This is a genomic window from Microbulbifer maximicatervae (SeqCode) (assembly GCF_052468095.1).
Map to the genome: position 1 here is coordinate 3,251,235 of NZ_CP174332.1, position 24,230 is coordinate 3,275,464.

Consider the following 24,230-nt stretch of genomic DNA (forward strand, 5'->3'; position numbering starts at 1 on the left):
TTAAGCTGCCATTACTTCACTGGTATGGCAGCATTCCAAAATACCGAAGATTGCGTACATCTCCACTAGATTCATAAACCATTAGCCGTAACAATTTGAATTCTCTACTTCCTGCCTGCTACTCTTCAGGTGCAATTACACTAAACTACCTTAGCCATAAGATAGACATCAGCATACTCACCATTTCGAAATGCATAATTTTTTGCAGTGCCTTCGATCTCAAATCCATACTTCTTATATAGACCTATAGCCTGTTCATTATCAGTATAAACCTCTAACTCAATACGGCGAACTGCAAGCCAGTTAATAGATAGGTTGAGCATCGCCTCCAACAACTTTGAGCCAACCCCACTCTTTTGATGCTCTTCACTTACCGCCATACCTATATTTGAGACATGCTTTCGCCTTGGATTCGAGAACACCTCCATTCCAATTTGGCCGACGATCATCCCATCCAGAACAGCTACAATGCTATAAAAGTTATCGGGGATATTCCCCAGAAACTTCTCCCATTTATCTATTGAAGGGTATGGGACTTGGAGTGTTCCTGCATAGCAGGAAGACTGAGCATATATACCTTTAATTTCAGGAATATCTTCTTTTCTACTATGTCTAATTTCTATACTCATGGGCCGATTCTCGCATCACTTAATATCAATTTAACCAATTTATTAATCTTTTAAACTAATCACCATCCAAGAGTATACTCTTAACATTATGGATTTCTGTAGAGATAACCTTCTTGTTCTGGCGCACCTCCACAGTCACGACCCCACCTGTACAAATATAATGTTTCTCAAAATCTGGATGCATCGTAACAAATTGTTTAACCTCAGCTCCAATAAGCGCACTAAACAAAGCATAAGTGAGTGCATAACTGCTGTTATTTGAACTTTCACTAAAATTATAGGTTATGTCACAACCTGAACCTTCATGCCTCTTAAAATCTACACCGCACCGAACATAAGCAGTCCGTAATCGCTTAAATGCACACATAACCTGTTGGTACCGATCATCGGTTCCCTCCCAAGAATAGCTCCAATAAGAATGAATATCATCATTTTGGGGTGTTTCATTCTTGCCCGGGATCATATTGAAAAATATCATTTCCCAAAAGTAGTCATCCGGCACTTTTATTTTTGTTTTCGTTATGATTTTTATGGGCTTAATTGGTTTTGGTACTTCGGTACGGGAATCAATTAATTGGCCTTCAAAAATTGACTTGGGTAGCCCATGATGCCACCAAGCATACACAGTTTGAATCAACTCCGTAACTTCAGATTCATCGGCCTGGCAATGCTCTTTTATTAATTTACCACCTTCAACCCTGTAAAAAATCTCCCACGAATCATCACCCGATATATATGCCCTAAGATCAATGGGGTTAACTAGCTGTCCATAAAATAGCAATAGCTCATCAAGTATCTGCTCCGCTTGCATACCTAGAACGTATCGAATACCGATTACGGAGCCGTACTTTTTAAAACTCTCCGGACGAACTTCAAAAAAGTCACTAAGCTGCTCTAGTAATTTCTTCGCAAGTTCGAGTCCGTGTTCCGGGCTTAATATAGTGGCAGCATTTACAAAGTCTGATTCAGACTCACTATCCAATAATGACAAGAAATCTTGAAACTCAATCGACTTCGGCAGTTTCAAATAAATATTAGAGGGAATTTCAGCCACTTTTTCTCCATAAAATTTTTATAATTGACATTGCAATAAAACTTGAAATTTATGCATATTATAATTCATACAAGCATCCCCTTTGGGAGAAGCGAGCTATCCACTATATCCATATAGTCTTTTTGCTATGCTTACTGGTACTTAATGATAGATCTAACTCTTTTCATATTTTCTCATATATTCATTATCACGCCTATAAAAAATACAATTTTACTCGTCCGCCCTTTTCTATCTGTAAAACGGCGGAAGGTCCATCGCAGTGCAACTGGCAGTTAAGCTCGTGCCGAGAATGCTTTGTGATATACAACCTCTCCACTTGGAAAATCGTCATCAAACGACAGTGCCTGGAAATACTCTACGGGTACATCGGGCAAAACCAGCCCTTTGACAACTTTGAAGCCAAAACGCCCGTAATAAGCAGGCTCCCCCAGTACAACGCAGCCTGCCGCACCTTGCTCTTTGAGGTCAACCAGGGCGCTCCGAACAAGCTTTGAGCCAACCCTCCTTCCTTGATACTCAGGTAGTACTGAAATCGGCCCGAGCCCGAACCAGTTGGCTGAGCCATCAGAAATAACAACTGGAGAAATGGCAATGTGGCCTATAATTTCTTCATCCACTTCAGCCACCTTTGATATAAATAATGCATCAGCTTGGCGAAGGGCCTTCACGATAAACTGCTCAGAGTGATCAGTATATGGAGCGTCCCGAAAAGCCAAGGTAGTGACTCTGTGGATTGGCTCAATATCTCTTTTACTCTCTTTGCGTATTTGAATATCCAAATTTTGCTCTCTCTAAACTTCTTAAACCATTCTCCCAGCTTTGTTGTATTGAAATTTTTCTTTAAATTGACACTCTTTCTATCTCCCGCAAGTAGATTACTTTTGAGTAAATTCCTACGAATCTTTATTCATCTGACTCGATACCTAAACGCATTACGTAACAGGCATAGAATATGACGCAACTTGTTCATGCACCTTCTTTTGGGCCGACGATGAAAGCAGATATGCTGCCAGGCCATACCATATCAAAGTAACTGCCACCCAAATCCTTTGGGTAACTCCTTTGTATTCAACAGGCATATATCCATAACTAAAGAACCAAAAGAAAACAACGTGAATCAAGGTTACAAGTACACATAAATCTTGGAATTTCTTTGAGATATAATAATTGCGCATCTCTAAAGCAAATATAACAGGAACAACCATTAAAATGCTTGTTAGCCCATATACATCATGTAATGGACTATTCATAATAAAGAGCCCCGCAAAAATCCATGTCACACCAAATGCAAACATCGTTAAAAAAGTAAATTTAGCCTTTGCGAGAGACAAACAAGCCAGTGAAAATATACACATAGAAAGACCAATCAATATATCTGTAAGCCTATGTGAATATGAAAAGAAAGGTGACTCCAGAGCTAGCTCACTAATATGCTGAGTCACAATACTATAGCCAGGCAAAAACAACCCCAAGAAAATATTATACAGTGCAAATACAGGTATCAGCATTGCCTGCCTAATGAATATCAAATCCCGATTACCCAAAACTCACTCCATCTTGTAAAAAAATTAACATCCACATCTCAGACAAACCAGCGCTACCGGATTGTCCAATATAGACTCATATGGTCGAAAAATACGGCATCAACTTGCCAAGTAACACTCTACATCGTGACGTAAAGCTGCCGGGAATACGCATGATAGCGATTTATAGCCAATAAGGCATTTTCCAGGACACTCTCTTCAACACTATTGCCAAATAAAAGCGTGTACCTAGAGTTCTCCGAATCTTGTATTTTGAACTCGTACTCAATATCGAAGTGCTCAGCTAAAATATCCTCGATATAATCGAAATGATCCCAACTGAAAAACTCTAAACACATGCCAAAATCTGGATCACAGGAAATGCTAAGTTCTTTCAATAATGTCGATCTATCTACCATAGTCACTTAATGCCAATCACTCATGGGGAGGCTCGAAGCGCTGCCCCCAGAAAGCATGATAGCCTTAGTACTTACCAGATGCATTCTTCTTAACAGGCACTTCTGATCTGTAGTACTTCATATGTATATTTATCTAATTCATCTTCATTTGAATAAATATCAGGGTAAACTACCCTGTGCTCTTTTATCAATTTGAAAATCTTACACGTGGCTTTCTTGCTTTCACTACCTACAGACGGTAAGCACCCATCACTAGTCATGACAAATGTGTCAACTGACATTCACAGTATCTCTGAGTAACTGCGTAATTCCCTATGTCTGTTTCTACCAGCGTTCTATTACTACCTACTGAATTAAGATATTTATCTTTAAGAGCATACAAAGAAGCTATTTGTCACACTGTACAAAGGTACCCCTAAAGACACCTTGCAGCCGCACAATATATCAACATTCTCCTCGTTTTTACGATATATACAAATCTGTATAAGTCAATCCATTTACACACATTTTACAATGGATGTAACCATCCCCCCGAGGTATTAGCAACAGGCGGAGACGGTACAGGCTACATTTAAAATAGTTAAAGCAGGGAGATATTAGAATGCTCTTTTCGATCCATCGCTATACTGGAGGACCTCTTGAATTTTACTACTTGCGCTATACCACTCTCGACAATCCAGAGTAGGAAAAAGAAGCCATTGGCTAGGTAATGAAATCAGTATCCAGCAGCCTTATAGGGACCAAAGTTCTTACGATAAACAAGTAACGTTCGCTTGTAGGCGCAAACCCATTCACCATGTTGATTTTGAGCGCGGGAATATATGCTAAGCAACCCCTGTTCAGGCCTTGATTTTGACTCCCTTTTGGAAAGTATCTCAGATTCGAAGTATAAAGTATCTCCCACATAAACTGGCTGCAACTCACAGTCACTCATCTCCAAGTTGGCCACAACCTTTCCAAACGTTCTAGTTGTATGCGCCATTGCACTTAAAACAAATGTCTCCAATACTCGTTGCCTATCACCATAAACTCGACGCGCATAAACCTTATCAGTGATAAATGGGCTGAGATCGAATGAGCGAAGTGCATAGTCGACACAGCTAGCTTCGGTGAAGGTTCGGCCTGGGCGATGCTCGAATACTTGCCCCACTTCAAAATCTTCAAAGTCTATTCCGACCGTTTCTATATAAACGTTATCTTCTACTTCCCGCAAAAAATTAAATGACTCTTTCATTGAGGTCACCTAAATATGGAAAATGGAAATTTAGTAGCCGTTCGCAGAGAAAGGCAGGTGATTGCGTTTGAAGATCAACATGTCACACTGTATTTCGCAAATAGTCTTCTTGTCTTGATTCTTTCCAAATATAACAATTTCTACCAGCCCCGCGTCGTCATACTCACTACCTGCCTTGACTTCGAGAATCTTACTCTCAGAATACAAGGTATCACCGCCATAAGCTGGTGCCACCATGGAAATTTTTCTCCAACCAACAATTTTTTTCCTTCGATTGTAGGTCTTCCAAATCAAGCCCATTAGCTGTTGAACCGCTAAAGTAGTATCGATTAACGGCTTACCGAATTCAGTTTGGGCGGTGTAACATTCATCAAAATGCAGCATGGCTTGATTTAAGGTCTTGATGCACTCTTCCTTATTATCGTGCTGGCTAATGGTAACGCCAGGCCTATGGTGAAAAACCTGCCCTACCTTAAAGTCTTCAAAATCGAGACCATAACGCTCTCGATAGCGATTTTTACCGGTTTTTATATACGCAGGAAAATGATAGCGGGGCATAGAAACCTCTTGCCTTACCGTAAGGCTCCGGTGAGTTTGGCTCTGCTACAGTACGGTCACAATCCCTTCGAGGCCGCCACAGTTTTCAGTGCCCGCTCAACCACGGGCATATCCACCATCTGTCCATCAACTACAAGAACTCCACCATGATTCTCTTTATAAGCTTTCAGTACTCGCTGAGCATGAGAAAGCGCCTCACTAGATGGTGCCAATCCTTGGTGAATCGGTTTAATTTGCTTTGGATGGATGGCTATTTTTCCAGAAAACCCCAGGGCGGAGACCCTCTGTGTTTCCTCAATTAGGCTTCTTTCATCATCCAGCTCCAAATAGGGGCCATCTACAGCATCAATGCCTGCAAATGCGGCAGCCTGAACCAGCCGCCCCCTGCCATATAAAAGAGCATCCCAGCTCATATCTGACCCCACTGTTGCACTGTAATCAGCCGCGCCAAAGGCCAAGCAAACCACCTCCTCTACCTGGGCAATACTCAACGCATTCTCCAAACCTTTTGGCGATTCAATCAGGGCTATTATTCGAATCGTTTTATGGGAGGGGGCCATAACCTGGCAAAAACCAATCACTTCTTCTGCTGATTGAACCTTGGGAAGGATCACAACATCTGGCAGTTGCGGCAGATCTAGCAGCATCAACATATCCTTGATGCCGCAATCGCTGTCGAGCTGGTTGATTCTCAACGCGCGCTGAGTAGGAACAATATCCTTTCCTGTAAAGAAATTGACCATCTGCTCCCTTGCAGTATCTTTATCTTCCAGGGAAACGGCATTTTCCAAATCTACACAGGCAATATCGGCTCCGCTGGCCATTGCTTTTTCATAGCGATCCGGCCGGGTCGCAGGGACAAACAGGACGCTGCGAAAATACTTGCTTCTGTTAATGACACTACCCATCTAGCGGCACCCTCTCAACAAATTGACAGATATCCGGATATCCATTCCCGGTGCCCTTCTCTACAACTGGATTCCAAACCAATCAGTAGCTCACCCAAAAGACTAGCAACTCTGTATTAAATCGTGACACTCACCTTCAGTGAGCCCTGCCTGTCAGAGGGTCACTAAAATACGGGTGACCGGATATTCCCAATATCTACCAGCCAATCCCATCGAATTTACAACTCCTGCTCTATGCTGAGGAATACGGCGTATCTATATTTAGTGGATTATTCCGACATGTTACCTCTCTCAGGATTGCGGATTGTGGCGGTGGAACAATATGGTGCAGGCCCTTTTGGCACCTTATATCTGGCAAATCTTGGAGCGGAAATCATTAAGGTCGAAGATATCTCCCACGGGGGGGATGTAGGCCGTACCGTAGGCCCTTACTTCTTGGAAAATGAACCAGGGGATAATAGCAGCCTTTTTTTCCAGGCTTTCAATCACAACAAACGCAGTTTATCCCTCAACCTTTCCTCTCCCCAAGGGCAGGAAATCTTGCACAAATTAATTCTTAGTGCAGATGCACTGACCGACAATCTGCGGGGAGACGTACCGGGCAAGCTGGGTATTACTTACGAAAAACTGGGGAAGCTGAACCCCAAGATCGTTTGCGCCCACCTGACTGCCTACGGCCGCAGTGGCGATAGGGCCAAGTGGCCGGGATATGATTACCCCGTGCAGGCAGAGGCAGGCTATTTCAAGCTAACTGGTGAACCTGACAGTCCACCTGCCCGGTGCGGCCTGTCCCTGGTGGATTTATCCACCGGGGTGGCTCTCGCGCTGGCCGTTGTTTCCGGTGTACTTAATGCCAGGGAAACTGGCAAGGGGCGAGATATCGATGTCAGCCTTTTTGATAACGCTTTATATAATTTAAGTTATGTGGCCATGTGGCAGTTAAATGCGGGGCACAACCAAAAGCGGGTGCCACGATCAGCACACTTTTCCCTAAGCCCTTGTCAACTTTATAAGACAAAGGACGACTGGATTTACCTGATGTGCAATAAGGAAAAGTTCTGGAAATCCCTGTGTCAATGTATTGAACATCCGGAATTAGCTGACGCACCCAAGTTTGTAAATTTCAGGGAACGCAGGAAAAATCAATCGGAGTTAACCGAAATACTGGATGAGATACTGTCAAAAAAAGCTACCGCAGAGTGGCTAAAAATTTTAGCTGGCCAAGTGCCAGCCGCCCCGGTATATGACGTTGAGCAGGCGCTAACAAACCCCTTTGTTTCCGATACCGATCGCATCCAAACAATACCCGGTGATCACGGCAAGGATATTAAAATACTGGCGCCGTCAATTCGCTGCGATGGAGAGATGGTTAATTTCAAGCGGGCACCTACCCTGGGAGAGGACACCAAGGATATCCTGGCTGAGCTTGGCTATTCCGGGGCTGAGATAGCCAAGCTCGCCAAATACGGCATCATTTGAAAGAACTATTGATCATCGAGAACCTGAAAATTCTCTGCCAATAATTGTGTCTGCAATTGTGACCACTGATCCTCGGGAAGTGAAACTGGCACAGTGACGTTACTGGCATATTCCGCCTGGCCACAACTCCCCTGGTGACGCCCCACCAAAAAGCGCAGGCGAGCTTCCTGGGCAAAATCACAGCAAACCGAAACATGCATTAGGGGAACAAAGGGCTGCAACGGAATATCTTGCAGCGCGGCACCTACCGCACCGCGATAGGCGCGCATCAAGCCACCCACCCCAAGCTTGGTACCACCAAAATAGCGGGTCACTATAGCGCCCACATTACCGACACCCTGTTTCAACAGCAATTCCAGCATTGGTCGCCCCGCGCTACCACCGGGCTCGCCGTCGTCATCTGCTTGCATTACTTCCGGGTTGGAAGGGTTGCCGATCACCAACGCGGTACAGTGGTGGCTTGCATCGAGATATTGAGCGCGGACAGTTTCCAGCTGTTGCTGAAAAGCCGCTTTATTCTCTACTGGCCCCAGCCAACAAATAAAACGGCTCTTCTTTTCTTCTGTCTCACTGACAACGGGAGATGAGGGAATCTGATAACTCACCGACAATATCGTCCCAGCGCTGGTTTTTTAATTTTTCGTACAAAGGCTGGAGCTTGGTCTGCCAGACTTTATTGTCGACAACGCCAACGTGTTTGCACCGAATAGTTCCCTCGGAATCCACCAGGAAAGTTTCCGGCGCACCGAAAACACCGAGGTCCAGAGCCAAACGGCCATCTCTATCGGCGAGGCTATACAAGTAGGGATTGTGGAATTTTTCCAACCACTTGATTGCTGCCTCATCCTCATCTTTGAGGTTAACGCCAACGATCGGCACACCCTGCTCAGCCAGAGCATTCAAATAGGGGTGCTCTACCCGGCAAGCTACACACCAAGTGGCCCACACATTCATCAAATGCGGGCCATTGGGAAGATCTTTCTTCTCTACAATTTGGCTGTTATCCGCCACTTTTTGCAAAGAGAATTCCGGCACAGGTTTATTCAGCAGGGCCGATGGCATTTCCTGTGGATTCAGGTAGAGGCCCCGCCAAAATAACAGGGCCAGCACGACAAATATTACCAGGGGCAAAAAGAGTTTGAGTCTAGACATTATCCTTTCCAACTATTACGCCGTAGCAACATTGCCTGTAATTTCTACATCTACAGGTTTAGCGGCTTTCGCTTTGCGATAGCGCTTATCCGCTACAGCAATAGCTCCACCAATCGCCATCAGAAGCGAGCCCAGCCAAATCCATACCACAAAGGCTTTGTACTGAAGTCGCACAGCCCAATCACCGCTTGGGTTAGACCTGTCCATCGGCTCACCGAGGGCCACATAAATATCGCGGAAGAATCCGGTATCAATCGCCGCCTCTGTCATGGTGTTGCCACCAGACAGGTAATTGCGTTTCTGGGGATGCAGCTCTGCAACCGGCTTCCCGTCCTTGCTGACATGCAACACACCTTCAAAGGCTCGGTAATTAGGCCCCTGAACCATACGAACACCGTCAAATTTGAAGTCGTAACCGGAAACCTGGAAACTGTCCCCAGCACCCATACGCACATCTTCCTCAATGCTGTAAACGGTGGTCAGTACTACCCCCAACACCGAAACTGCCAGGCCGATATGTGCGATATGCATACCGTAGTAACTGGCTCTCTGACGCTTAAGGCCGGCAAAGAATGAGCTGGAGTTGCGGGTTTTAGCCACGATATCAGCGATGCTGGAAGCAAAGACCCAGATACCAATAAAGATTCCCAGCGCCGCTCCCCAGTGGAAGTCTCCCAGGGCCAGGGTCCACAGCAACGCAACTACCAACGAAGCGACAAATGGCAAACGCCATGCGCTCAGCAGTTTGTCCCAGCGGCTGTCTTTCCAGTTGGCGCGCACGCCCATACCCACCAACAGGCAGAGAACAACCATCAGTGGCACGAAGAAAAGATTAAAGAAGGGCGGGCCCACACTCACCTTGCCCCAGTTCATGGCGTCGGCCAGAAGCGGGTAAAGAGTACCGGTCAAAACCATGCCCATAATCAGCATCAACAGGATGTTATTGCCAAGCAGGAAGGTTTCCAAAGAGCGGAAAGAGAAAACACTGCGGGCGCTAACTGTCGGTGCGCGCAGGGCGAACAACAGCAGCGAAGTGCCGACAATTACAGCCAGGAAGCCCAGAATAAAGCTGCCTCGCAGTGGGTCAGTAGCAAATGCATGTACCGAGGTAATCACCCCTGAGCGCACCAGGAAGGTGCCGAGCAGGCTGAGACTGAAAGCGAAAATCGCCAGCAGGATAGTCCAGCTCTTAAACAGCCCACGCTTCTCAGTTACCGCCAAGGAGTGCATCAAGGCAGTCCCCACCAACCAAGGCATCAGGGATGCATTCTCAACCGGGTCCCAGAACCACCAGCCACCCCAGCCCAGCTCGTAATAAGCCCACCAGCTACCCAGGGCAATACCCAAGGTCAGGAAGCCCCAAGCCACAGCCGTCCAGGGTCTTGCCCAACGGGCCCACACCGCATCCAACTGGCCACCGAGCAGTGCCGCAATGGCAAAAGCAAAGGCAACCGAGAAACCCACATACCCCATATAAAGCAAGGGCGGATGGAAAATCATACCCGGGTCCTGCAACAGCGGGTTCAGGTCAGAACCTTCCATCGGTGGGAATGGCAGGGTGCGATCAAATGGGTTGGAGGTAAGCAGAATAAACAGGAAAAACCCGATCAGTACAAAACCGAGTACGGATAAAACCCGCGCGGAAAGCTCTGGGGGCAGCTGCTTACCAAACAGCGCTACTGCCGCAGCCCAACCAGCCTGAATCAAAAGCCACAACAGGATGGAGCCCTCATGCCCACCCCATACAGCAGTAACTTTATAATAAACCGGTAAGATACTGTTGGAGTTCTGTGCTACGTAATTAACCGTGAAATCACTTTGCACAAAAGAAGTGGTCAGGCAAGCAAAAGCGATCAGAACGAACGCAAAAATACCCAGAGCCAGCGGACGCCCCGCATCCATCCACACAGGGCGCGATGAATAGCTACCGGCCATTGGCACTGTTGCGAGAGCAACCGAAAGCAGCAAGCCGACAATTAACGCAAAATGGCCCAGCTCAGGGATCATATTTTCGCTCCATCGGAACAACCTTCATGGGAAACCATGGTATCGGCTACCTCAGGTGGCGTATAAGTTTCATCGTGCTTGGCCAGCACCTGGTCCGCACGCAGAACACCGCTTGGCATCAACTGGCCGGTAATCACTGCTGCTTCGCCTTCGGCAAATAGGTCCGGCAGGATTTTGTCGAAGACTACGGAGAGTTGAGCCTCGCCATCAGTAATCACAAACTGGACTTCCAGGCTATCAGTAGCTCGCTGCACACTGCCCGGGACAACACAGCCTCCCGCGCGAATCCGCTTTTCCATCGGGACTTCACCCGCTGCAAAGGCCTTGGGGGCATAGAAATAATCGATATTGCCACGCATCGCATAGGCTACAAAACCTACTGCTGCACTGGACAATACCACCAGGACAAGTACGAGTATCAGGCGTTGCTTGCGTACAGGGTGCATTGTCTAAGTCCTACTCCATAACTATTTAATTCTGTTGCGCTGATAGGTTCTCCATCGCCCTATCCGCTGGAACCCGGCAAATTGAAATTAAGCCGGTTCCTCTGCTGTTTCTTTCTTCGTGGTTACTGTGCGCTCACTCACTGCCTGGCGGCGGCGCTGGGCAATTTTCTGCTGTCGCACCAGCTCTGCCTTCAGGCCGCGGCGGGCAATGTAAGGGTAGAGAGCCATTCCCGCGAGACTCAGGAAAGTCACCGCGTAAGACACCCACACAAATACACCGTGGCCGTCCATCGTTAGGAAATCAGCCAGGTTGGCAAATTGAAACTCCACTTTATCGACCTCCCGCCAGTTCTTCCTGTACCCACTTGGTGCGCATCTCGCGCTTGAGCAGCAGAGTGCGGGTGTGAGTCAGCAGGGTCCAGGCATACATACAGTAGAAACCGATAATCATGGTCAGCAGCGGGTAGAACATACTCGGATCAATACTGCTGGATTCGGTCAGGCGAATGGTCGCGGGCTGGTGCAAGGTAAACCACCAGTCTACGGACTTGTAAATAATTGGGATATTAACGGTGCCCACCAGAGCCAGCAGCGCAGAAGCTTTGTCGGCGACTTGCTCCCGGTTCACTGCGTGGGTAAGTGCCATAACGCCGACATAGAGAAACAGGAGTATCAGCATTGAAGTAATGCGGGCATCCCATACCCAGTAAGCACCCCAGGTAGGTTTACCCCACACAGCACCGGTAAATAGCGAAACAAAGGTCAATACCGCACCGATCGGCGCGGCAGCGCGCATCACGGCAAAGGAGAGCTTCATCTTCCAGATCAAGCCGATAGCACCGCTGATCGCCATAATGTAGTAACCGGCCAGAGCCAGGAAGGCGGCGGGTACATGGATAAAGATAATGCGGTAACTATTGCCCTGCTTGGCATCTTCTGGGGCAAAACCCAGACCCCAAACACTGCCTACAGCGAGCAATACAACACTAGCCAGCGCCAGCCATGGCAGCCAGGCTTCAGTTTTTTGATAGAACCAGCGGGGCGAACCCAGGCGGTGAAACCATTGCCAAGCCAAGAAAGACCTCCAAATCAATTATCCAGGCTAATACGTATTGCACCCGCAGCAGCGAGTGGCGCCAGTGCCGCAGCAGCCGCTAGGAGTGCTGCCAATATCGCCAGTTGGGCGCTGTAGGCATAGCCATCAATTGCCGCCTGAACTGCGCCGGTGCCGAAGATTAGCACGGGCACATACAGCGGCATAACAATTAGTGCCAAGAGCAAACCGGGGCGGCGCAAGGCAACAGTGAGTGCTGCACCAATGGCCCCGATCAAACTCAAACTCGCGGTTCCCAGCAATAGGGAAACCAGCAAACAAACATAACCATCCACGGGCAGATTCAGCATTAAGGCGAGCAGCGGCGACAGCAATGCCAGCGGCAAGCCTGTGGCAATCCAGTGCACCAGGGATTTTGCAAGAACCGCAAAATAAAGCGGTTGTGGTAACAGGGTGAGCTGCTCCAGGGTGCCATCTTCGAAATCACCTTTAAAAAGGCTTTCCTGGGATAGCATGGTGGACAGTAGAGCCATTACCCAGATCATGCCCGGAGCCATCTTTGCCAGAAGTTCGGGCTCAGGTCCTACCCCTAACGGCAAAAGTGCTAAAACCGTCACAAAAAACAATAAGGGGTTGGCAATATCTGCTCGTTTTCTCAGCGCTAAGAGCATTTCAATCCGGAACAGCGCCATAAAACCGGGGCCACTGCGCACTTCGCTCACCGGCGTTTGGACATCAACTGTCGACATGCTCTCCCCCAAAATCCTCAAAAGGCTCAGAGACTGAATAGTCAGACAAATTAACCTCACTGAGTCCGGCTAATGACAGAGGTTGGTGCGAGGTCAGCAGAATTGAACCACCGCTATAAAGATGGACCGCCATTTGCTCTTCCAATGCAGCAACACCCACAACGTCGAGGGCGGTCAGTGGCTCATCGAGTATCCACAATCGAGGGGAATCAGGTAGAAATAATCGCGCTAGGGCGACCCGGCGATTCTGGCCGGCGGAAAGGGAGTGGCACAAGCTGTCCTCAAAGCCGGTCAGGTCGACTTTATCGAGCGCATTAAGCGCGTCCTCATGGTCAGCACCATACCAGGTGAGGTTTTCCAGCGGAGTCAGGCCACTACGCACTCCGCCCCTGTGCCCGATATATAGTAAGGATTCACGCATCGCCGAGAGCGATTGCGGGTAGGCGGTATCACACCAAAGGATCTCCCCAGTGAAATCACTGCTACTGCCAATCAAAGTGCGCAGCAAGGTCGTTTTACCCGCGCCATTACTACCTTTGATTTGAATTGCAGCGCCGGCTTGAAGAGAAAACTGAAGGCCCTCAAACAAGCGCCGACCATCCCTTTCGCAGGCGAGATCTCTCACTTGCAGCACAACTTGGGACTTAAGGGTCACAGACATTCCAGGATAAAACCGCTCTGACAAATCTGAACGGCATTATACCGGCACCAGCGCTAATTGCATTGTCTCAGCGAGCAACATTTTAGCAACCCTTGATCTTTCGCAAGAATGCCCACTGATTCACACTGAAAAGCGCTATTTAAATTGGCACTGAATTGTAGTTTTGGTATTTTCACACCGTCGTGAGATTCAGTACCTGTTTCTCGCTGTACCCTCAAGGAAGTGGGTAATCTCAGAAGTCGACATAAAGCTGGACCCCCAAAAGGGCCAATTCTTCTGCTCGTAAGGATGCGTGTCTATGAACAATCTCGCCACCCATATCGATCCCTGGCTCGACGCTACTACTTTAATTGGCCAAGAAAGCCAGATTCACCAACAGCCATTTCCTTTCTTCGTTGCCAAGAACTTGCTGGCCGAGAACCTGATGGCATCCTTTATCAAAGACTTCCCAAAGCTTAAAGGGGCCGGCTACCTTCCCTACGATAGAAGCAGTTGTGGCACCACAATAAATGAACTGATTGAACAGTTTAGGGCTCCGGAATTTGCCGATGCTATTGGCAACAACCTGGGTATTGAGAATCTTTCTCAATACCCAACCTATGTTTCCATTAGCCGTACACTTAAGAAACGCCACGGCCGCATCCATACCGACGGACAGTCAAAAATTGCTACCGCCCTGCTCTACCTGAACCCGGAGTGGTCCTTGGACGGCACAGGCTGCCTGCGCTTCTTAAAAAGCGGCGATAACTTTGAAGATACCGCAGCCCCAGAGGTAAAACCTTCGTACGGTACCCTGGCCGCATTTAAGCGAGCCGATAACTCGTTCCACGGACACTTGCCTTTCGAAGGTAAAAGATTGGTTATCCAGGTAGCCTGGTTAGTCAGCGATGCTGACAAAAACAGAAAGGCCAAGCGCGGCAAGTTAGCTTCAAAACTCAAGCGTCTGCTGGGTTGGTTTGGAGGCAACTCTGCAGCCACACAAAATATGTAGCTACAGCCAACTCAATACCTACGATAGAGCCCGCATCCCTTACGGGCTCTGTACCTACACACCTTCTTCCCTATCTCCATAGCACCCATTGCAAAAATAATAAACCTAACAACTTTAATTAGTGAAAATACAATACGGGGAAACAGAGCCCAACGATTTAAAAGCACAGAGAAAAGCCAGGGGAAAATAGAAGTGACTTGGGCAGGAAAGGCAAATTTTCAATAAAATCTATTAACTACGCAGAGTACAGTTTAAGCAATCCTATTTTTAGATTACTTTTATTTATTATCTGCACCCTGCATAGCTGGCTGTAGCCGTTAAAGTTTCAGCATATTTCGTTAGTCGAAATCATAGTCCATTAATTCACGCCTTAAACGCTTTTCCTCCAATTTGTCTTCTACCATTCGACGTGCGTCGCGTGGTGGCTGAGAGGTAGCTTCCTTCAGCACTTCAGTTGCAATTTGTGGAATACCCACATTATCAAAATCTAGGCGTCTTTCGTTAACGTGGCCGCTCATACGAAACTCCATAATCTTGATTAGAGAAAGCAGAAATATCCTTATCGCACCAAGGGTGCAATTGCAGGTTATCCAGCTCAATCAATCGTGGTCAAGCAATAATTTATCAAGTGGAAATGCGGCTTTCACGTCAAAACTTTCCAGATGATCCCCGAACAAAGCTATCCGCAAAAATCGCCATTTCGAAGTCAAAGTAGCGAAGAAAAAAGACAGATTTATGAAGGTTTTTCGAAAATTTTAAGAAAAGGGAACGACGGGAATAGCAGTAACCGAGTGGCGCTAATGTTACCCTCAGTGACACAGCAAATTGGTACGATTTGATGGAAGGTGAGTTAATGGTGAAAAGCATGACATGACACAGGGCTTTCCACAGGCTAGAATAGCGCCGCTCTTCAGCAGTGCTGACACCCGCCCCCGTCGGTTAACAGGATAAACCACGGACCTCCTAAGTCCGGACTGGTGGTTCGAGTCCACCCGGGGGCGCCATACATATCAAGGCAAATTAGCAAACGACTGCCTTTGCCGCATGCATAAACAACGCCAGGAATAACCCAGCCAACAGCACCCCACCCCAGAAGAGCCTGGTAGAACGGCTAATTGTTCTCCCGCGCCTGGCTTCGTTTCTTACAGTCTTTCCCATATCACAAATCCATTTGCCTATTTTTCGTCCATTCACCATAAATACTAACCGAAACCATTTCGCTGGTGAATCTCCATCTCAGGATAGACAAAGCCCGGCACAAGCCGGGCCCAGAACAATAGCAATGCAAGTATTAACGAACAGCGCCTACTGGTTAGTCCCATTTGTGCCACTGCCACCATTACTATTGTTCATCTGAGTGCCATCCTGCATTTTTTTCTGCATCTTCATCATCTGCTTTTCAGCTTTGTCCTTCTTGTGGTGCATCCCCACCTTGTGCCACTCATCTTTGAACTTAGCCCAGAAAGATTCTTTTGGCGCTTTGGTGCAGGCGGTAATCACCATCGGCGTCACTTTTTCTGTGCCTTCAATATCCAGCATATCCCCCTCTTCCGTGCCTTTCTTGGCGTAGGCGGCAGCCCAATAAACTGCTTTAGGTTTAAACTCATCGTCGATAGCCAGGAAATCCGCACAGGTCCAGTCTTTCGCCGGCTTCTTGGGATGGTTATCCGCGAAGGCAGCAGAAGCAGCAAGACTGGCAATTACCAAAGGAAGAATGAACTGCTTACTTTTCACAATTAGATCTCCAAAATATCCAGGGTTATCACCCCGTGAATCAATTGCAGGTAATGTGCAATCCGCTCGCTACCCACGGGCCGGGGAGGACTGGCCGGCAAGTCACTAAAATGACTGCGACAAACAGCGAGGCAAGGAATAGCCCCGGATTCACCAGCCTTACGACAGCGGAAACGCAAGCCAAGACACTGAATCAACGAATGCTTGGCCCATTGAAAGGATAGACGCATTTTTCATTTTTTGGGAAAAATCAAAAACACTTTCTTACCCTCTTGCATACAAACTTTATTGTTCTGACACATTCCATGTGATGAAGCAGGCTTTACCTATATACATCTTTAGCCATTAGCGCTCGGAATAGAGTCTGCTGCCTCCCATTTTTGACTGTGCCTACCCAGCCTTAGCAAAGAGAAACCTAACCAAATAAACCAGACTATTTGGGAAATTCCGAATATTTCTGTAAAGATATCGTCCGGATAGATAGTCGCAATTCCCGCCACTCCCACTAGCACTCCGATAAAGTTTAATGGCCGGGAAAAAAGTCCAATTTGCAATGCAGCAATGCTAATTAGCAGAACCCAAAGTCCACCCACCAACTCATTGCCACCACCAAGACTTTCAACCATCAAGTATATTATTCCCCAGGTATCGAAAGCCTTCTGAACACTGACCTCCATTAGTCCCAAAGCATAGGCGAGCCCTATATTTGCGATCATACCACTCGCTATGACAAGGCCCACCCAGACTGCTCCAAACAAGGATGCCAATGCAGCAATCTCTCTGCTCTTACTTTTTAGCTTTTCATATAAGCTAACTACCACACAGCCCAGTAATATCGCAAAGACCAAGTACATTAGGGTATAGGCAATATTAAAAATCAGTTGATTTTCTGCCAAGAAGGTCATTTTTTCTATGGGGCTCCCATCCGATGGAAAAGACCAAAAAGCACCAAAGAATACAAAAGCACTAATATAAATTAACCCCATGCCAAACGCTGACATACCCGCAACTCTATCCATAGCTCTCCCCTATCATCTTTTAACTCAATTCAATGCCCGTAAATATCGCTTCAATTATGTAACCCAAGGAAGCCAAATTCGTAACACCCCATCCTATCTAAGCGGCAAGTAATCGCAGAAATGAATATTCAGCAACAGAAGAAAATCACAGTGCTTTAACTGAAGTGTACATTAATGCCATTTCTGACTAGCGTTCATACCAGAACATGTAGGTTAGGTGGATAGCTAAATATCACTATTGCCAACTAACCCGAAGGAGATAATAGGATGGGGAGCAAGGAGTGAAGGATCTAAATAATCCGGAGATCAGTGATTTCCATCAGGAGCCGATTTACTTAAAAATCAGCTCAATGTCAGCTCTAACGTTAGAGTGTCGTATTCAGTCGCCAAGCCGATACTTACGGGCCACAACCTCAAACTGACGAATATAAATGGCTTGGGCTGGCTTATAGGGCGGCAGCCACTGATCGGGCCCTTTATCTCCCTTACTGCGATTGTGGCCATCATCAACCAGCCACAAATTTGCAGGGTCTTCTGCAAAAGCTTCGCGCTGCTCCCGGCTCCAGCTAGCACCACCGTACTTATGAGCCCAAGATAGCGGTACTATATGCTCCACATCCAGATCCGAAGCTTTTTCAAAAAACTGTCCCGTATAGGGGTCCATCCACAGGCCTGTAACCACTGTACAGCTCTTCTCATTGCTGAAGGCGACAGGAGCCAAAGAGAGACGGATCAATAGCTCCTGGCGAGTATTCTGGCAATCACCATCGACATCAGACCACCGTGGCAACCACTTACTGCGATCATAAGATTGAGGGGTTACTTCATAACACCCGCTGAGGGTCAGCATGGACACTATTAATAAAGACTTAAGTCGCATAAAGCTAAACTGCGGCTAATTACTGCTGGAGGAGCATTTTGATTATAGCTTTGAGCTCCGTCAAGAAGCCAATCCACTTTGACATGAGCACAAATCGGTACAAGTGTGCTGTATCCACCCACTCCAACGAATGAATATCATTAAGCTAATATACGACTGAAAAAATTTAGATGGTTAAGAAATCGGTATGTAGTAACAATAGCTATCCCCTATACTACTTAAAGGTCGAGAACCATTACAGCAAGGATATAAGAGGCAGAATAATGAAGTTATCTTTAGCACTAATTTTCATCACACTTCTTTCTGCCAACGCTTCATCTCAAGTCAACATCCCTGGCACCACACTCCAAGAACGGATATTTGAACTAAATCCCCCAGTAATAGATTCACCCACGATGTCCTTTTCGGAGATTAGACAGAATATATTAAAACTCAATCAGTTTATTGGTGGATACCCACCCAGTTTTACAAATGATAAAGAAAGAGAGTTGATCTATCGAAAATGGCTTGTATTAGTTTCCGAAGCAGAAGCTTTTTACACAGTACATAATGGCTCAGAACAGTCGCTTTACCTGCTATCAGAACTTTACCGACAGGGCCACAACATGGATGTAGAGGGTAGCGCGGAAAAAGCAATCAATAACCTAAGTGCGTGTCTTCACACTTTTAAAAAGTCCGTGATGTGCAACTTTTCAGCATCCTATTTCTACTTGTCAATTGGCCCCGCATACTTAGACAAAGCAGAGCTAAGCTTATCCATACTAAAAGAACATTTTAGTCCCAATCTTAACAGTGAGGTCGAATCTGGCTATGTATTCTTGCATATCTATCGCCAAGACATCCCCAAAGCAAAACAGCAAATCGACTTCTTTATCCAAAAATTTCCAAACTCTAGCAGAGTCGCAATGTTTGAAAATATAAAGCAAAATTTAGGCGATACCATAGAGTGGAAACAACATTAACCAATGCCCTTTTATAACTCAGGAGCAGCACAGCACTTCACATTAAACGGCTCAATAACTAAACCACCGGACACTACCCATACGTCATTTTCCGAGCGATGTTTTAACCTCTAGGTTACTTAACAGCATAAAGCTATGGAAAGGAGGAAGTAGCCCCATCATTGTACAAGTGTACAGACATTCAACCATATATAGCACCTCAACTACTTCGGTTAGCAGTTATTAACCTAGCGGCTACAGTCATGGCCTAACTTCTATCAAATACAAAATACTTACCTGAGGCTAATACACTTGTTTTAACAACTCTAAACATCCCATACAGAATGTCATTGAACGAATCTACAAGAAAATACAATAACCAGTCTGGTAAGATCAAAACCGCTTAGGTAAAAGTAAGGAAAAACTGATCGAATTCACTATAATCGAATAGCTCAGTAAAAAATCCAAGGAACATTAATTCGAGAGACAGTTAATAGGCTATTCCTCCCACATTTAGAAAATATGATTCAGAAAATGTAAATTTTACCTTACCTCAATAACAGTACTCTGCAGGGCAACCTTCAAAACCTTACGCCTCTTGTAATCCCCACTCATTAACAGTACAAGAAATATTCTATTTCGCACATAGACATACTACAGATTAGCCATTTTCAAGATAACACGGAGTTAACGATCTAGATGAAAGAATCGCTGAGTTCGCTCAAAATTATCGCTGTTTTTTTAATTCTCACAGCGAGCCTCTACCCTATCGGATACTGGCTAATTTTTCACATGGAAAGCGCAGTACCCTTAATGCTTTCTGTTGGGCTTGCCACGGTCATAACATGCTTGATATTTAAGAAGAGCCTGAGCCCCTTAGGATGGTCTTGGGGAAGCTGGAAATATCAGTGGTTAAGCTATTTGGTACCCTTGGGCTATGTAGCAGCTGCCTACCTCATTATGTGGATCTTAGGTTTCGGGGAGTGGTATAACTCAGAATACGTTACGGCACTAAGAGAAGGATATAAAGTAGATGGCTGGAGTGATACCAGTGTAATCATCTTTAGATTCTTAATTACTGCAAGTATCAGCTTTTTATTGATACTGCCTGGAGTTTTAGGAGAGGAGATTGGATGGCGTGGATTGCTTGTACCTGAGCTCTCAAAGCTTATGTCCTTCTCAGGGATCGCACTAACCTCTGGGTTTATATGGGCCGCCTGGCATTGGCCCATGATGGTAGCAGGTGTCTACGGGAATGAAACAGCCCCTCTCAGCTATCAGTTGTTTTTCTTTACGCTAGGCTTAATGTCAATGTCAGTCATCATGACTTACGTAAGATTAAAGACTAACAGTGTTTGGCCTGCCGTTATTTTCCACATGAGCCACAATGCATTTATTCAAAAATTCTTCAATCCATTGACCCTTCAAAGCACAGATTCAGGCTGGTATCTCAACGAATTTGGTATGGTTTTACCTGTAGTTATTTTTTGTGTCAGCATTTATTTCTGGAGAAAGGGCCAACAAGAGTTCGGCTCTGCTCAACCTGCAAGCGAAATGCTGTCTCCACAAAAATCTTGACGTACCGCCATGGATGTGTGACAGAGGCTTTGATTAAGAACAATCATGAGTTTTGGGCAATTTTACCGCAGGTAGATAGAAATACATTATGGATAATGAAGTAGATATTTTTGCTCCAGTTACTGATCTAGGAAAAAGAGATGCCCTTGAATGCTGGAGATGGCTAGTTGGCAAAAAGGCCTCCATGTGCCTTCTGACCTCTATGGGGGATTTATTCTTCAAAAGGAAGGAAGGCCTACTGAACAGGGAACGTGTCTATTTCCTAGATACTGGCACAGGAGAAATGGAACTTGCCGCAAAATCCTGGAATGCTTTCCGAGAGATGATGGCAGCAATGAAAGATATTCCGGGCAACTGGTTTAAATACAGATTATTACTTGAGTTAGTGGACCAACCATTAACTCAAGGTTGTTGCTATTCAGCAATCCAACCACCGATAATGGGCGGGGAGTACATTAAAGAAAATTATCAATCTATATCTTGGGAAGTCCATCTAGTTCTGTTAGGACAGATACATGAGCAACTCAGCGGCCTTCCCCCAGGAACACCAATAGCTGGTATAAGCTTAAAAATTGAAGAAGATTGAGAGGCCACCATTCAAAAGGGTTATCCCTAAATCCAGCATTTAAATCTATAATTTCATGTCAGGACTTGTCCTTATGATAAGCATTGAGTTTTTGATTACCTCTTTTATCGTTGTGCTGATACCTGGAACGGGAGTTCTATATACAGTTGCTGCGGGGCTATTTAAGGGTAAACGGGCAAGTATTTCTGCAGCGTTAGGTTGTACGCTAGGCATCATCCCCTCTATCCTTGCTTGCATCATGGGGCTGTCCGTAATCATTCATACCAGTGCATTAGCATTCCAATTTGTAAAATATGCAGGAGTCGCATACTTATTGTACCTAGCTTGGTCAATGCTTAAATCTAGCAACTCCCTGACTCTAGAAGAAAATCAAAAGAAACAGAGTTTAACCTCAATTGCTTTCAGGGGATTCATGATTAATATCCTGAACCCAAAGCTAACCATCTTCTTCCTGGCATTCTTACCCCAGTTTATTCCCTCTCAATTACAGAACCCTTTAGATAGTATGCTGATTCTTGGACTTGCCTTCATGGCTATGACCTTTCTGGTTTTCATTGTTTATGGCTTACTAGCAACAGTCATTCGAAATTATGTTATTCACTCTGAAAAAATTAGCGTTATCATTCAACGAGCCTTTGCTGGTAGCTTCGCAGCTTTAGGGCTCAAACTCGCCTTTACGAGCAGGGAATGAGCCCCCCATTAACAAAAACAGTAAAGCGATTACTAACATTAAGTTTAATATTGCTTTAAGCATACCTGATTCAAGCTTACCCCTAAGAATCTCAATCGTAAAAGAATAAGCACAAACAAGCATGAAAATTTTTTTGACCCTTTCGGCACTCGGATTTTTCTTGACTCCATCACCTGAAGTAGTCGCTTCAAAGGCAGACCTTATGACCAACAGCGCTATTGGTCAAATGCCCTCCCAGTCCTTTCCCTCTAGCGGCTCCGAATATTGGATAGAGCGAGAACAAGCAGTAAGTTTTGCAAAAACCGATGACTGGGAAAAAGCTATTCCCTTGCTCGAAAAACTAACCGCCCAATATAAAGATGATGGAGACACTTGGTTTTTACTCGGGCATGGATACATCAAGACGAACCAATGTAACAAAGCAATTCCCTCACTCAAACGAACCCTAGAACTAGGGACAATCATGTCGGGGATAAGATCAGCTTCATCCCCCTCTAACGATATAATGATCAAAATTGCACAATGCCATTCCAAAATGGAAGAGAAAGACCAAGCGCTAGGCTGGATTCAAAAAGCACTCGATTTCAGATGGGATGACCGAAAGAGCCTCATTGGTAGTAGTGATTTTCAACACATATCTCAAGACGACATGTATAAGGAGCTTTCTGGGGAAAGCCAGCTAGAAAATTTATCGAGAGATGAACGCTGGATGACAGATTTAAACTTCCTAGCTGATGAAATATTACGCCTACATGTTAACCCCTACCATCACTCATCAAAGGAAGATCTAGCATTACACATAAACGAAATTAAAACAGAGATCCCCCACTTAACCGACCAACAAATCGTATTTAGAATGATGGCGCTACTTGCCAGCTTAGGGAATGGACACAACTTTATTGTCCCAACCCACTCTAGGAATGGCTCATTCAGCAAGTTACCAATCCAGCTCTATTGGTTTAATGATGGGATATTCATTTTAGGTGCCGATACCGAATATAAGCATCTTGTAGGGAAAAAACTCCTTTCTGTAGCCAACCAGCCGATAGATGCAGTAATGAAAAAGATTGCCACTGTAAATGCCCGCGATAACGAAATGCAACAATACTGGCTGGGGCCTTACTATCTGGCCTTACCGGAGGTTCTCGAGGGTTTAGGCATAGTAGAAAGTGCATCCAAGATCCCACTAACTCTGGAAGAAAAATCAGGAATCAAAGAGCAAGTAGTTTTATCAGGAAAACCTTTCAACTTTACAGGGTTTCCAACCTTACCCGCACCTAATAATAGTGACAACTTACTTTACCTAAAGAACAAGAAAGAAAACTATTGGCTTGAATACAATTCTGACAATGATTTCCTATATTTACAATTTAATAGGGTCGCACAAGATAAGTCACGCCCACTGGACGTATTCAGCAAAAAGATCACAGCATTCACCAAGAGTAGAAAAGTCAAAAATCTTGTTCTAGATTTGCGTCACAACAGCGGCGGCAATGGTTCTATTATCCCTCCCTTAACAAGATCGTTAATTCATTTTTCAGAAAATAGCGAAGAGAATAATCTATTTGTGATTATTGGACGAAATACTTTCTCCGCTGCACATTTGTTACTTGCAGACCTCGATCGCTTAACTGACATCATCATTGTCGGTGAACCAAGTGGGAGCAGACCCAACCATTTAGGTGAAGCGGGATGGTTTAAACTTCCTTACAGCGGTGTCTGGGGGATTATTTCATCTCAATATCATCAGGCCTCAAAGGCCGAAGATCATCGCATCTGGATTGCACCACATGTTCCCGTAACACTCTCATCTGAAGAGTATTTCGCAGGAGAAGACCCCGCAATAAATCATATAATTAGAATAATAAGCCACAAAAAAGAAAAAGCAGCAATACCCTCACCAGGGTCAGTTAGCACGGCAGGATTTTAGAGTAAAT

28 protein-coding genes and 1 tRNA gene are annotated in these 24,230 nt (G+C 45.6%); 8 read left to right on the forward strand and 21 right to left on the reverse strand.

From position 1 onward, the window contains the following. Positions 1–140: 140 nt before the first annotated feature. The 8 genes from ACJJIL_RS14010 to ACJJIL_RS14045 all read right to left on the reverse strand — a co-directional run bounded on the left by ACJJIL_RS14010 (position 141) and on the right by ACJJIL_RS14045 (position 6,325). On the reverse strand, positions 141–629 hold the full coding sequence (locus ACJJIL_RS14010) for a GNAT family N-acetyltransferase (protein WP_445359977.1): 489 nt from the start codon (positions 627–629) through the stop codon (positions 141–143). A gap of 55 nt (positions 630–684) precedes the next feature. Then, on the reverse strand, positions 685–1,683 hold the full coding sequence (locus ACJJIL_RS14015) for a hypothetical protein (RefSeq protein ID WP_445359978.1): 999 nt from the start codon (positions 1,681–1,683) through the stop codon (positions 685–687). Between the two features lie 272 nt (positions 1,684–1,955). Then, positions 1,956–2,462, reverse strand: a complete 507-nt coding sequence (locus ACJJIL_RS14020; protein ID WP_445359979.1) for a GNAT family N-acetyltransferase — start codon at positions 2,460–2,462, stop codon at positions 1,956–1,958. A 153-nt stretch (positions 2,463–2,615) separates the two neighbouring features. Beyond that, positions 2,616–3,227, reverse strand: a complete 612-nt coding sequence (locus tag ACJJIL_RS14025) for a DUF998 domain-containing protein (RefSeq protein ID WP_445359980.1) — start codon at positions 3,225–3,227, stop codon at positions 2,616–2,618. Between the two features lie 119 nt (positions 3,228–3,346). Further along, positions 3,347–3,604, reverse strand: coding sequence for a hypothetical protein (locus ACJJIL_RS14030; RefSeq protein WP_445359981.1), 258 nt, complete (start codon positions 3,602–3,604; stop codon positions 3,347–3,349). 736 nt (positions 3,605–4,340) lie between these two features. Beyond that, positions 4,341–4,859, reverse strand: a complete 519-nt coding sequence (locus ACJJIL_RS14035; protein ID WP_444932721.1) for a MaoC family dehydratase — start codon at positions 4,857–4,859, stop codon at positions 4,341–4,343. Between the two features lie 30 nt (positions 4,860–4,889). Continuing rightward, positions 4,890–5,417: a MaoC family dehydratase gene (locus ACJJIL_RS14040; RefSeq protein WP_445359982.1), complete on the reverse strand. Its 528-nt coding sequence runs from the start codon at positions 5,415–5,417 to the stop codon at positions 4,890–4,892. Positions 5,418–5,473: 56 nt separating this feature from the next. Beyond that, positions 5,474–6,325 (reverse strand): HpcH/HpaI aldolase/citrate lyase family protein, encoded by an 852-nt coding sequence (locus ACJJIL_RS14045; protein ID WP_445359983.1) that lies wholly within the window; start codon positions 6,323–6,325, stop codon positions 5,474–5,476. 279 nt (positions 6,326–6,604) lie between these two features. Between ACJJIL_RS14045 and ACJJIL_RS14050 the strand changes: the two genes are divergently transcribed. Further along, positions 6,605–7,804 carry a CaiB/BaiF CoA transferase family protein gene (locus tag ACJJIL_RS14050; protein WP_445359984.1) on the forward strand — a complete coding sequence of 400 codons (1,200 nt, stop codon included), beginning with the start codon at positions 6,605–6,607 and terminating at the stop codon, positions 7,802–7,804. Between the two features lie 5 nt (positions 7,805–7,809). On the opposite strand, the gene ACJJIL_RS14055 is transcribed toward ACJJIL_RS14050, so the two are convergent. The 8 genes from ACJJIL_RS14055 to ccmA all read right to left on the reverse strand — a co-directional run bounded on the left by ACJJIL_RS14055 (position 7,810) and on the right by ccmA (position 13,867). Beyond that, positions 7,810–8,409: an IMPACT family protein gene (locus ACJJIL_RS14055; RefSeq protein WP_445359985.1), complete on the reverse strand. Its 600-nt coding sequence runs from the start codon at positions 8,407–8,409 to the stop codon at positions 7,810–7,812. Further along, on the reverse strand, positions 8,372–8,956 hold the full coding sequence (locus ACJJIL_RS14060; protein WP_444896644.1) for a DsbE family thiol:disulfide interchange protein: 585 nt from the start codon (positions 8,954–8,956) through the stop codon (positions 8,372–8,374). The genes ACJJIL_RS14055 and ACJJIL_RS14060 overlap by 38 nt, the downstream gene beginning before the upstream one ends. 15 nt (positions 8,957–8,971) lie before the next feature. Continuing rightward, a complete protein-coding gene (locus tag ACJJIL_RS14065) occupies positions 8,972–10,963 on the reverse strand; it encodes a heme lyase CcmF/NrfE family subunit (RefSeq protein ID WP_445359986.1) in 1,992 nt (663 codons plus the stop codon). Continuing rightward, positions 10,960–11,409: a cytochrome c maturation protein CcmE gene (locus tag ACJJIL_RS14070; RefSeq protein WP_413665106.1), complete on the reverse strand. Its 450-nt coding sequence runs from the start codon at positions 11,407–11,409 to the stop codon at positions 10,960–10,962. The genes ACJJIL_RS14065 and ACJJIL_RS14070 overlap by 4 nt, the downstream gene beginning before the upstream one ends. Before the next feature lie 87 nt (positions 11,410–11,496). Next, positions 11,497–11,739, reverse strand: a complete 243-nt coding sequence (ccmD, locus tag ACJJIL_RS14075) for a heme exporter protein CcmD (protein WP_444912610.1) — start codon at positions 11,737–11,739, stop codon at positions 11,497–11,499. Position 11,740: 1 nt separating this feature from the next. Continuing rightward, a complete protein-coding gene (locus ACJJIL_RS14080; protein ID WP_282933518.1) occupies positions 11,741–12,484 on the reverse strand; it encodes a heme ABC transporter permease in 744 nt (247 codons plus the stop codon). A gap of 14 nt (positions 12,485–12,498) precedes the next feature. Beyond that, positions 12,499–13,212, reverse strand: a complete 714-nt coding sequence (gene ccmB, locus ACJJIL_RS14085; protein ID WP_282933519.1) for a heme exporter protein CcmB — start codon at positions 13,210–13,212, stop codon at positions 12,499–12,501. Next, positions 13,199–13,867 (reverse strand): cytochrome c biogenesis heme-transporting ATPase CcmA, encoded by a 669-nt coding sequence (ccmA, locus tag ACJJIL_RS14090; protein WP_445359987.1) that lies wholly within the window; start codon positions 13,865–13,867, stop codon positions 13,199–13,201. Before ccmA ends, ccmB begins: the two co-directional genes overlap by 14 nt. Positions 13,868–14,171: 304 nt before the next feature. Here ccmA and ACJJIL_RS14095 point away from each other — a divergent pair, with 304 nt between their 5' ends. Further along, on the forward strand, positions 14,172–14,864 hold the full coding sequence (locus tag ACJJIL_RS14095) for a 2OG-Fe(II) oxygenase (RefSeq protein ID WP_413665103.1): 693 nt from the start codon (positions 14,172–14,174) through the stop codon (positions 14,862–14,864). A gap of 338 nt (positions 14,865–15,202) precedes the next feature. On the opposite strand, the gene ACJJIL_RS14100 is transcribed toward ACJJIL_RS14095, so the two are convergent. Then, the gene (locus tag ACJJIL_RS14100) at positions 15,203–15,382 is read right to left on the reverse strand and encodes a PA3496 family putative envelope integrity protein (protein WP_108735213.1); all 180 of its coding nucleotides are present in this window, start codon (positions 15,380–15,382) and stop codon (positions 15,203–15,205) included. A 410-nt stretch (positions 15,383–15,792) separates the two neighbouring features. Here ACJJIL_RS14100 and ACJJIL_RS14105 point away from each other — a divergent pair. Continuing rightward, positions 15,793–15,868 (forward strand) — tRNA-Arg (locus ACJJIL_RS14105). 301 nt (positions 15,869–16,169) lie between these two features. Here ACJJIL_RS14105 and hdeA read toward each other — a convergent pair. The 4 genes from hdeA to ACJJIL_RS14125 form a co-directional block, all read right to left on the reverse strand. Then, positions 16,170–16,598 carry an acid-activated periplasmic chaperone HdeA gene (hdeA, locus tag ACJJIL_RS14110; protein WP_282933522.1) on the reverse strand — a complete coding sequence of 143 codons (429 nt, stop codon included), beginning with the start codon at positions 16,596–16,598 and terminating at the stop codon, positions 16,170–16,172. Positions 16,599–16,600: 2 nt separating this feature from the next. Next, positions 16,601–16,828 carry a hypothetical protein gene (locus tag ACJJIL_RS14115; RefSeq protein ID WP_444935481.1) on the reverse strand — a complete coding sequence of 76 codons (228 nt, stop codon included), beginning with the start codon at positions 16,826–16,828 and terminating at the stop codon, positions 16,601–16,603. Between the two features lie 108 nt (positions 16,829–16,936). Then, positions 16,937–17,617 (reverse strand): hypothetical protein, encoded by a 681-nt coding sequence (locus ACJJIL_RS14120; protein WP_445359988.1) that lies wholly within the window; start codon positions 17,615–17,617, stop codon positions 16,937–16,939. A gap of 379 nt (positions 17,618–17,996) precedes the next feature. Continuing rightward, complete coding sequence (locus ACJJIL_RS14125; RefSeq protein WP_445359989.1) at positions 17,997–18,497, reverse strand: HNH endonuclease family protein; 501 nt, start codon at positions 18,495–18,497, stop codon at positions 17,997–17,999. A 263-nt stretch (positions 18,498–18,760) separates the two neighbouring features. On the opposite strand from ACJJIL_RS14125, the gene ACJJIL_RS14130 reads away from it, so the two are divergent. From ACJJIL_RS14130 to ACJJIL_RS14150, 5 genes are all read left to right on the forward strand, one after another. Further along, positions 18,761–19,459, forward strand: coding sequence for a hypothetical protein (locus tag ACJJIL_RS14130; RefSeq protein ID WP_445359990.1), 699 nt, complete (start codon positions 18,761–18,763; stop codon positions 19,457–19,459). Positions 19,460–20,137: 678 nt separating this feature from the next. Further along, on the forward strand, positions 20,138–21,016 hold the full coding sequence (locus ACJJIL_RS14135) for a CPBP family intramembrane glutamic endopeptidase (RefSeq protein ID WP_445359991.1): 879 nt from the start codon (positions 20,138–20,140) through the stop codon (positions 21,014–21,016). Between the two features lie 88 nt (positions 21,017–21,104). Next, positions 21,105–21,602, forward strand: a complete 498-nt coding sequence (locus ACJJIL_RS14140; RefSeq protein ID WP_445359992.1) for a hypothetical protein — start codon at positions 21,105–21,107, stop codon at positions 21,600–21,602. 73 nt (positions 21,603–21,675) lie between these two features. Continuing rightward, a complete protein-coding gene (locus tag ACJJIL_RS14145) occupies positions 21,676–22,293 on the forward strand; it encodes a LysE family translocator (protein ID WP_445359993.1) in 618 nt (205 codons plus the stop codon). A gap of 121 nt (positions 22,294–22,414) precedes the next feature. Next, complete coding sequence (locus ACJJIL_RS14150) at positions 22,415–24,223, forward strand: hypothetical protein (protein ID WP_445359994.1); 1,809 nt, start codon at positions 22,415–22,417, stop codon at positions 24,221–24,223. Positions 24,224–24,230 lie beyond the last annotated feature (7 nt).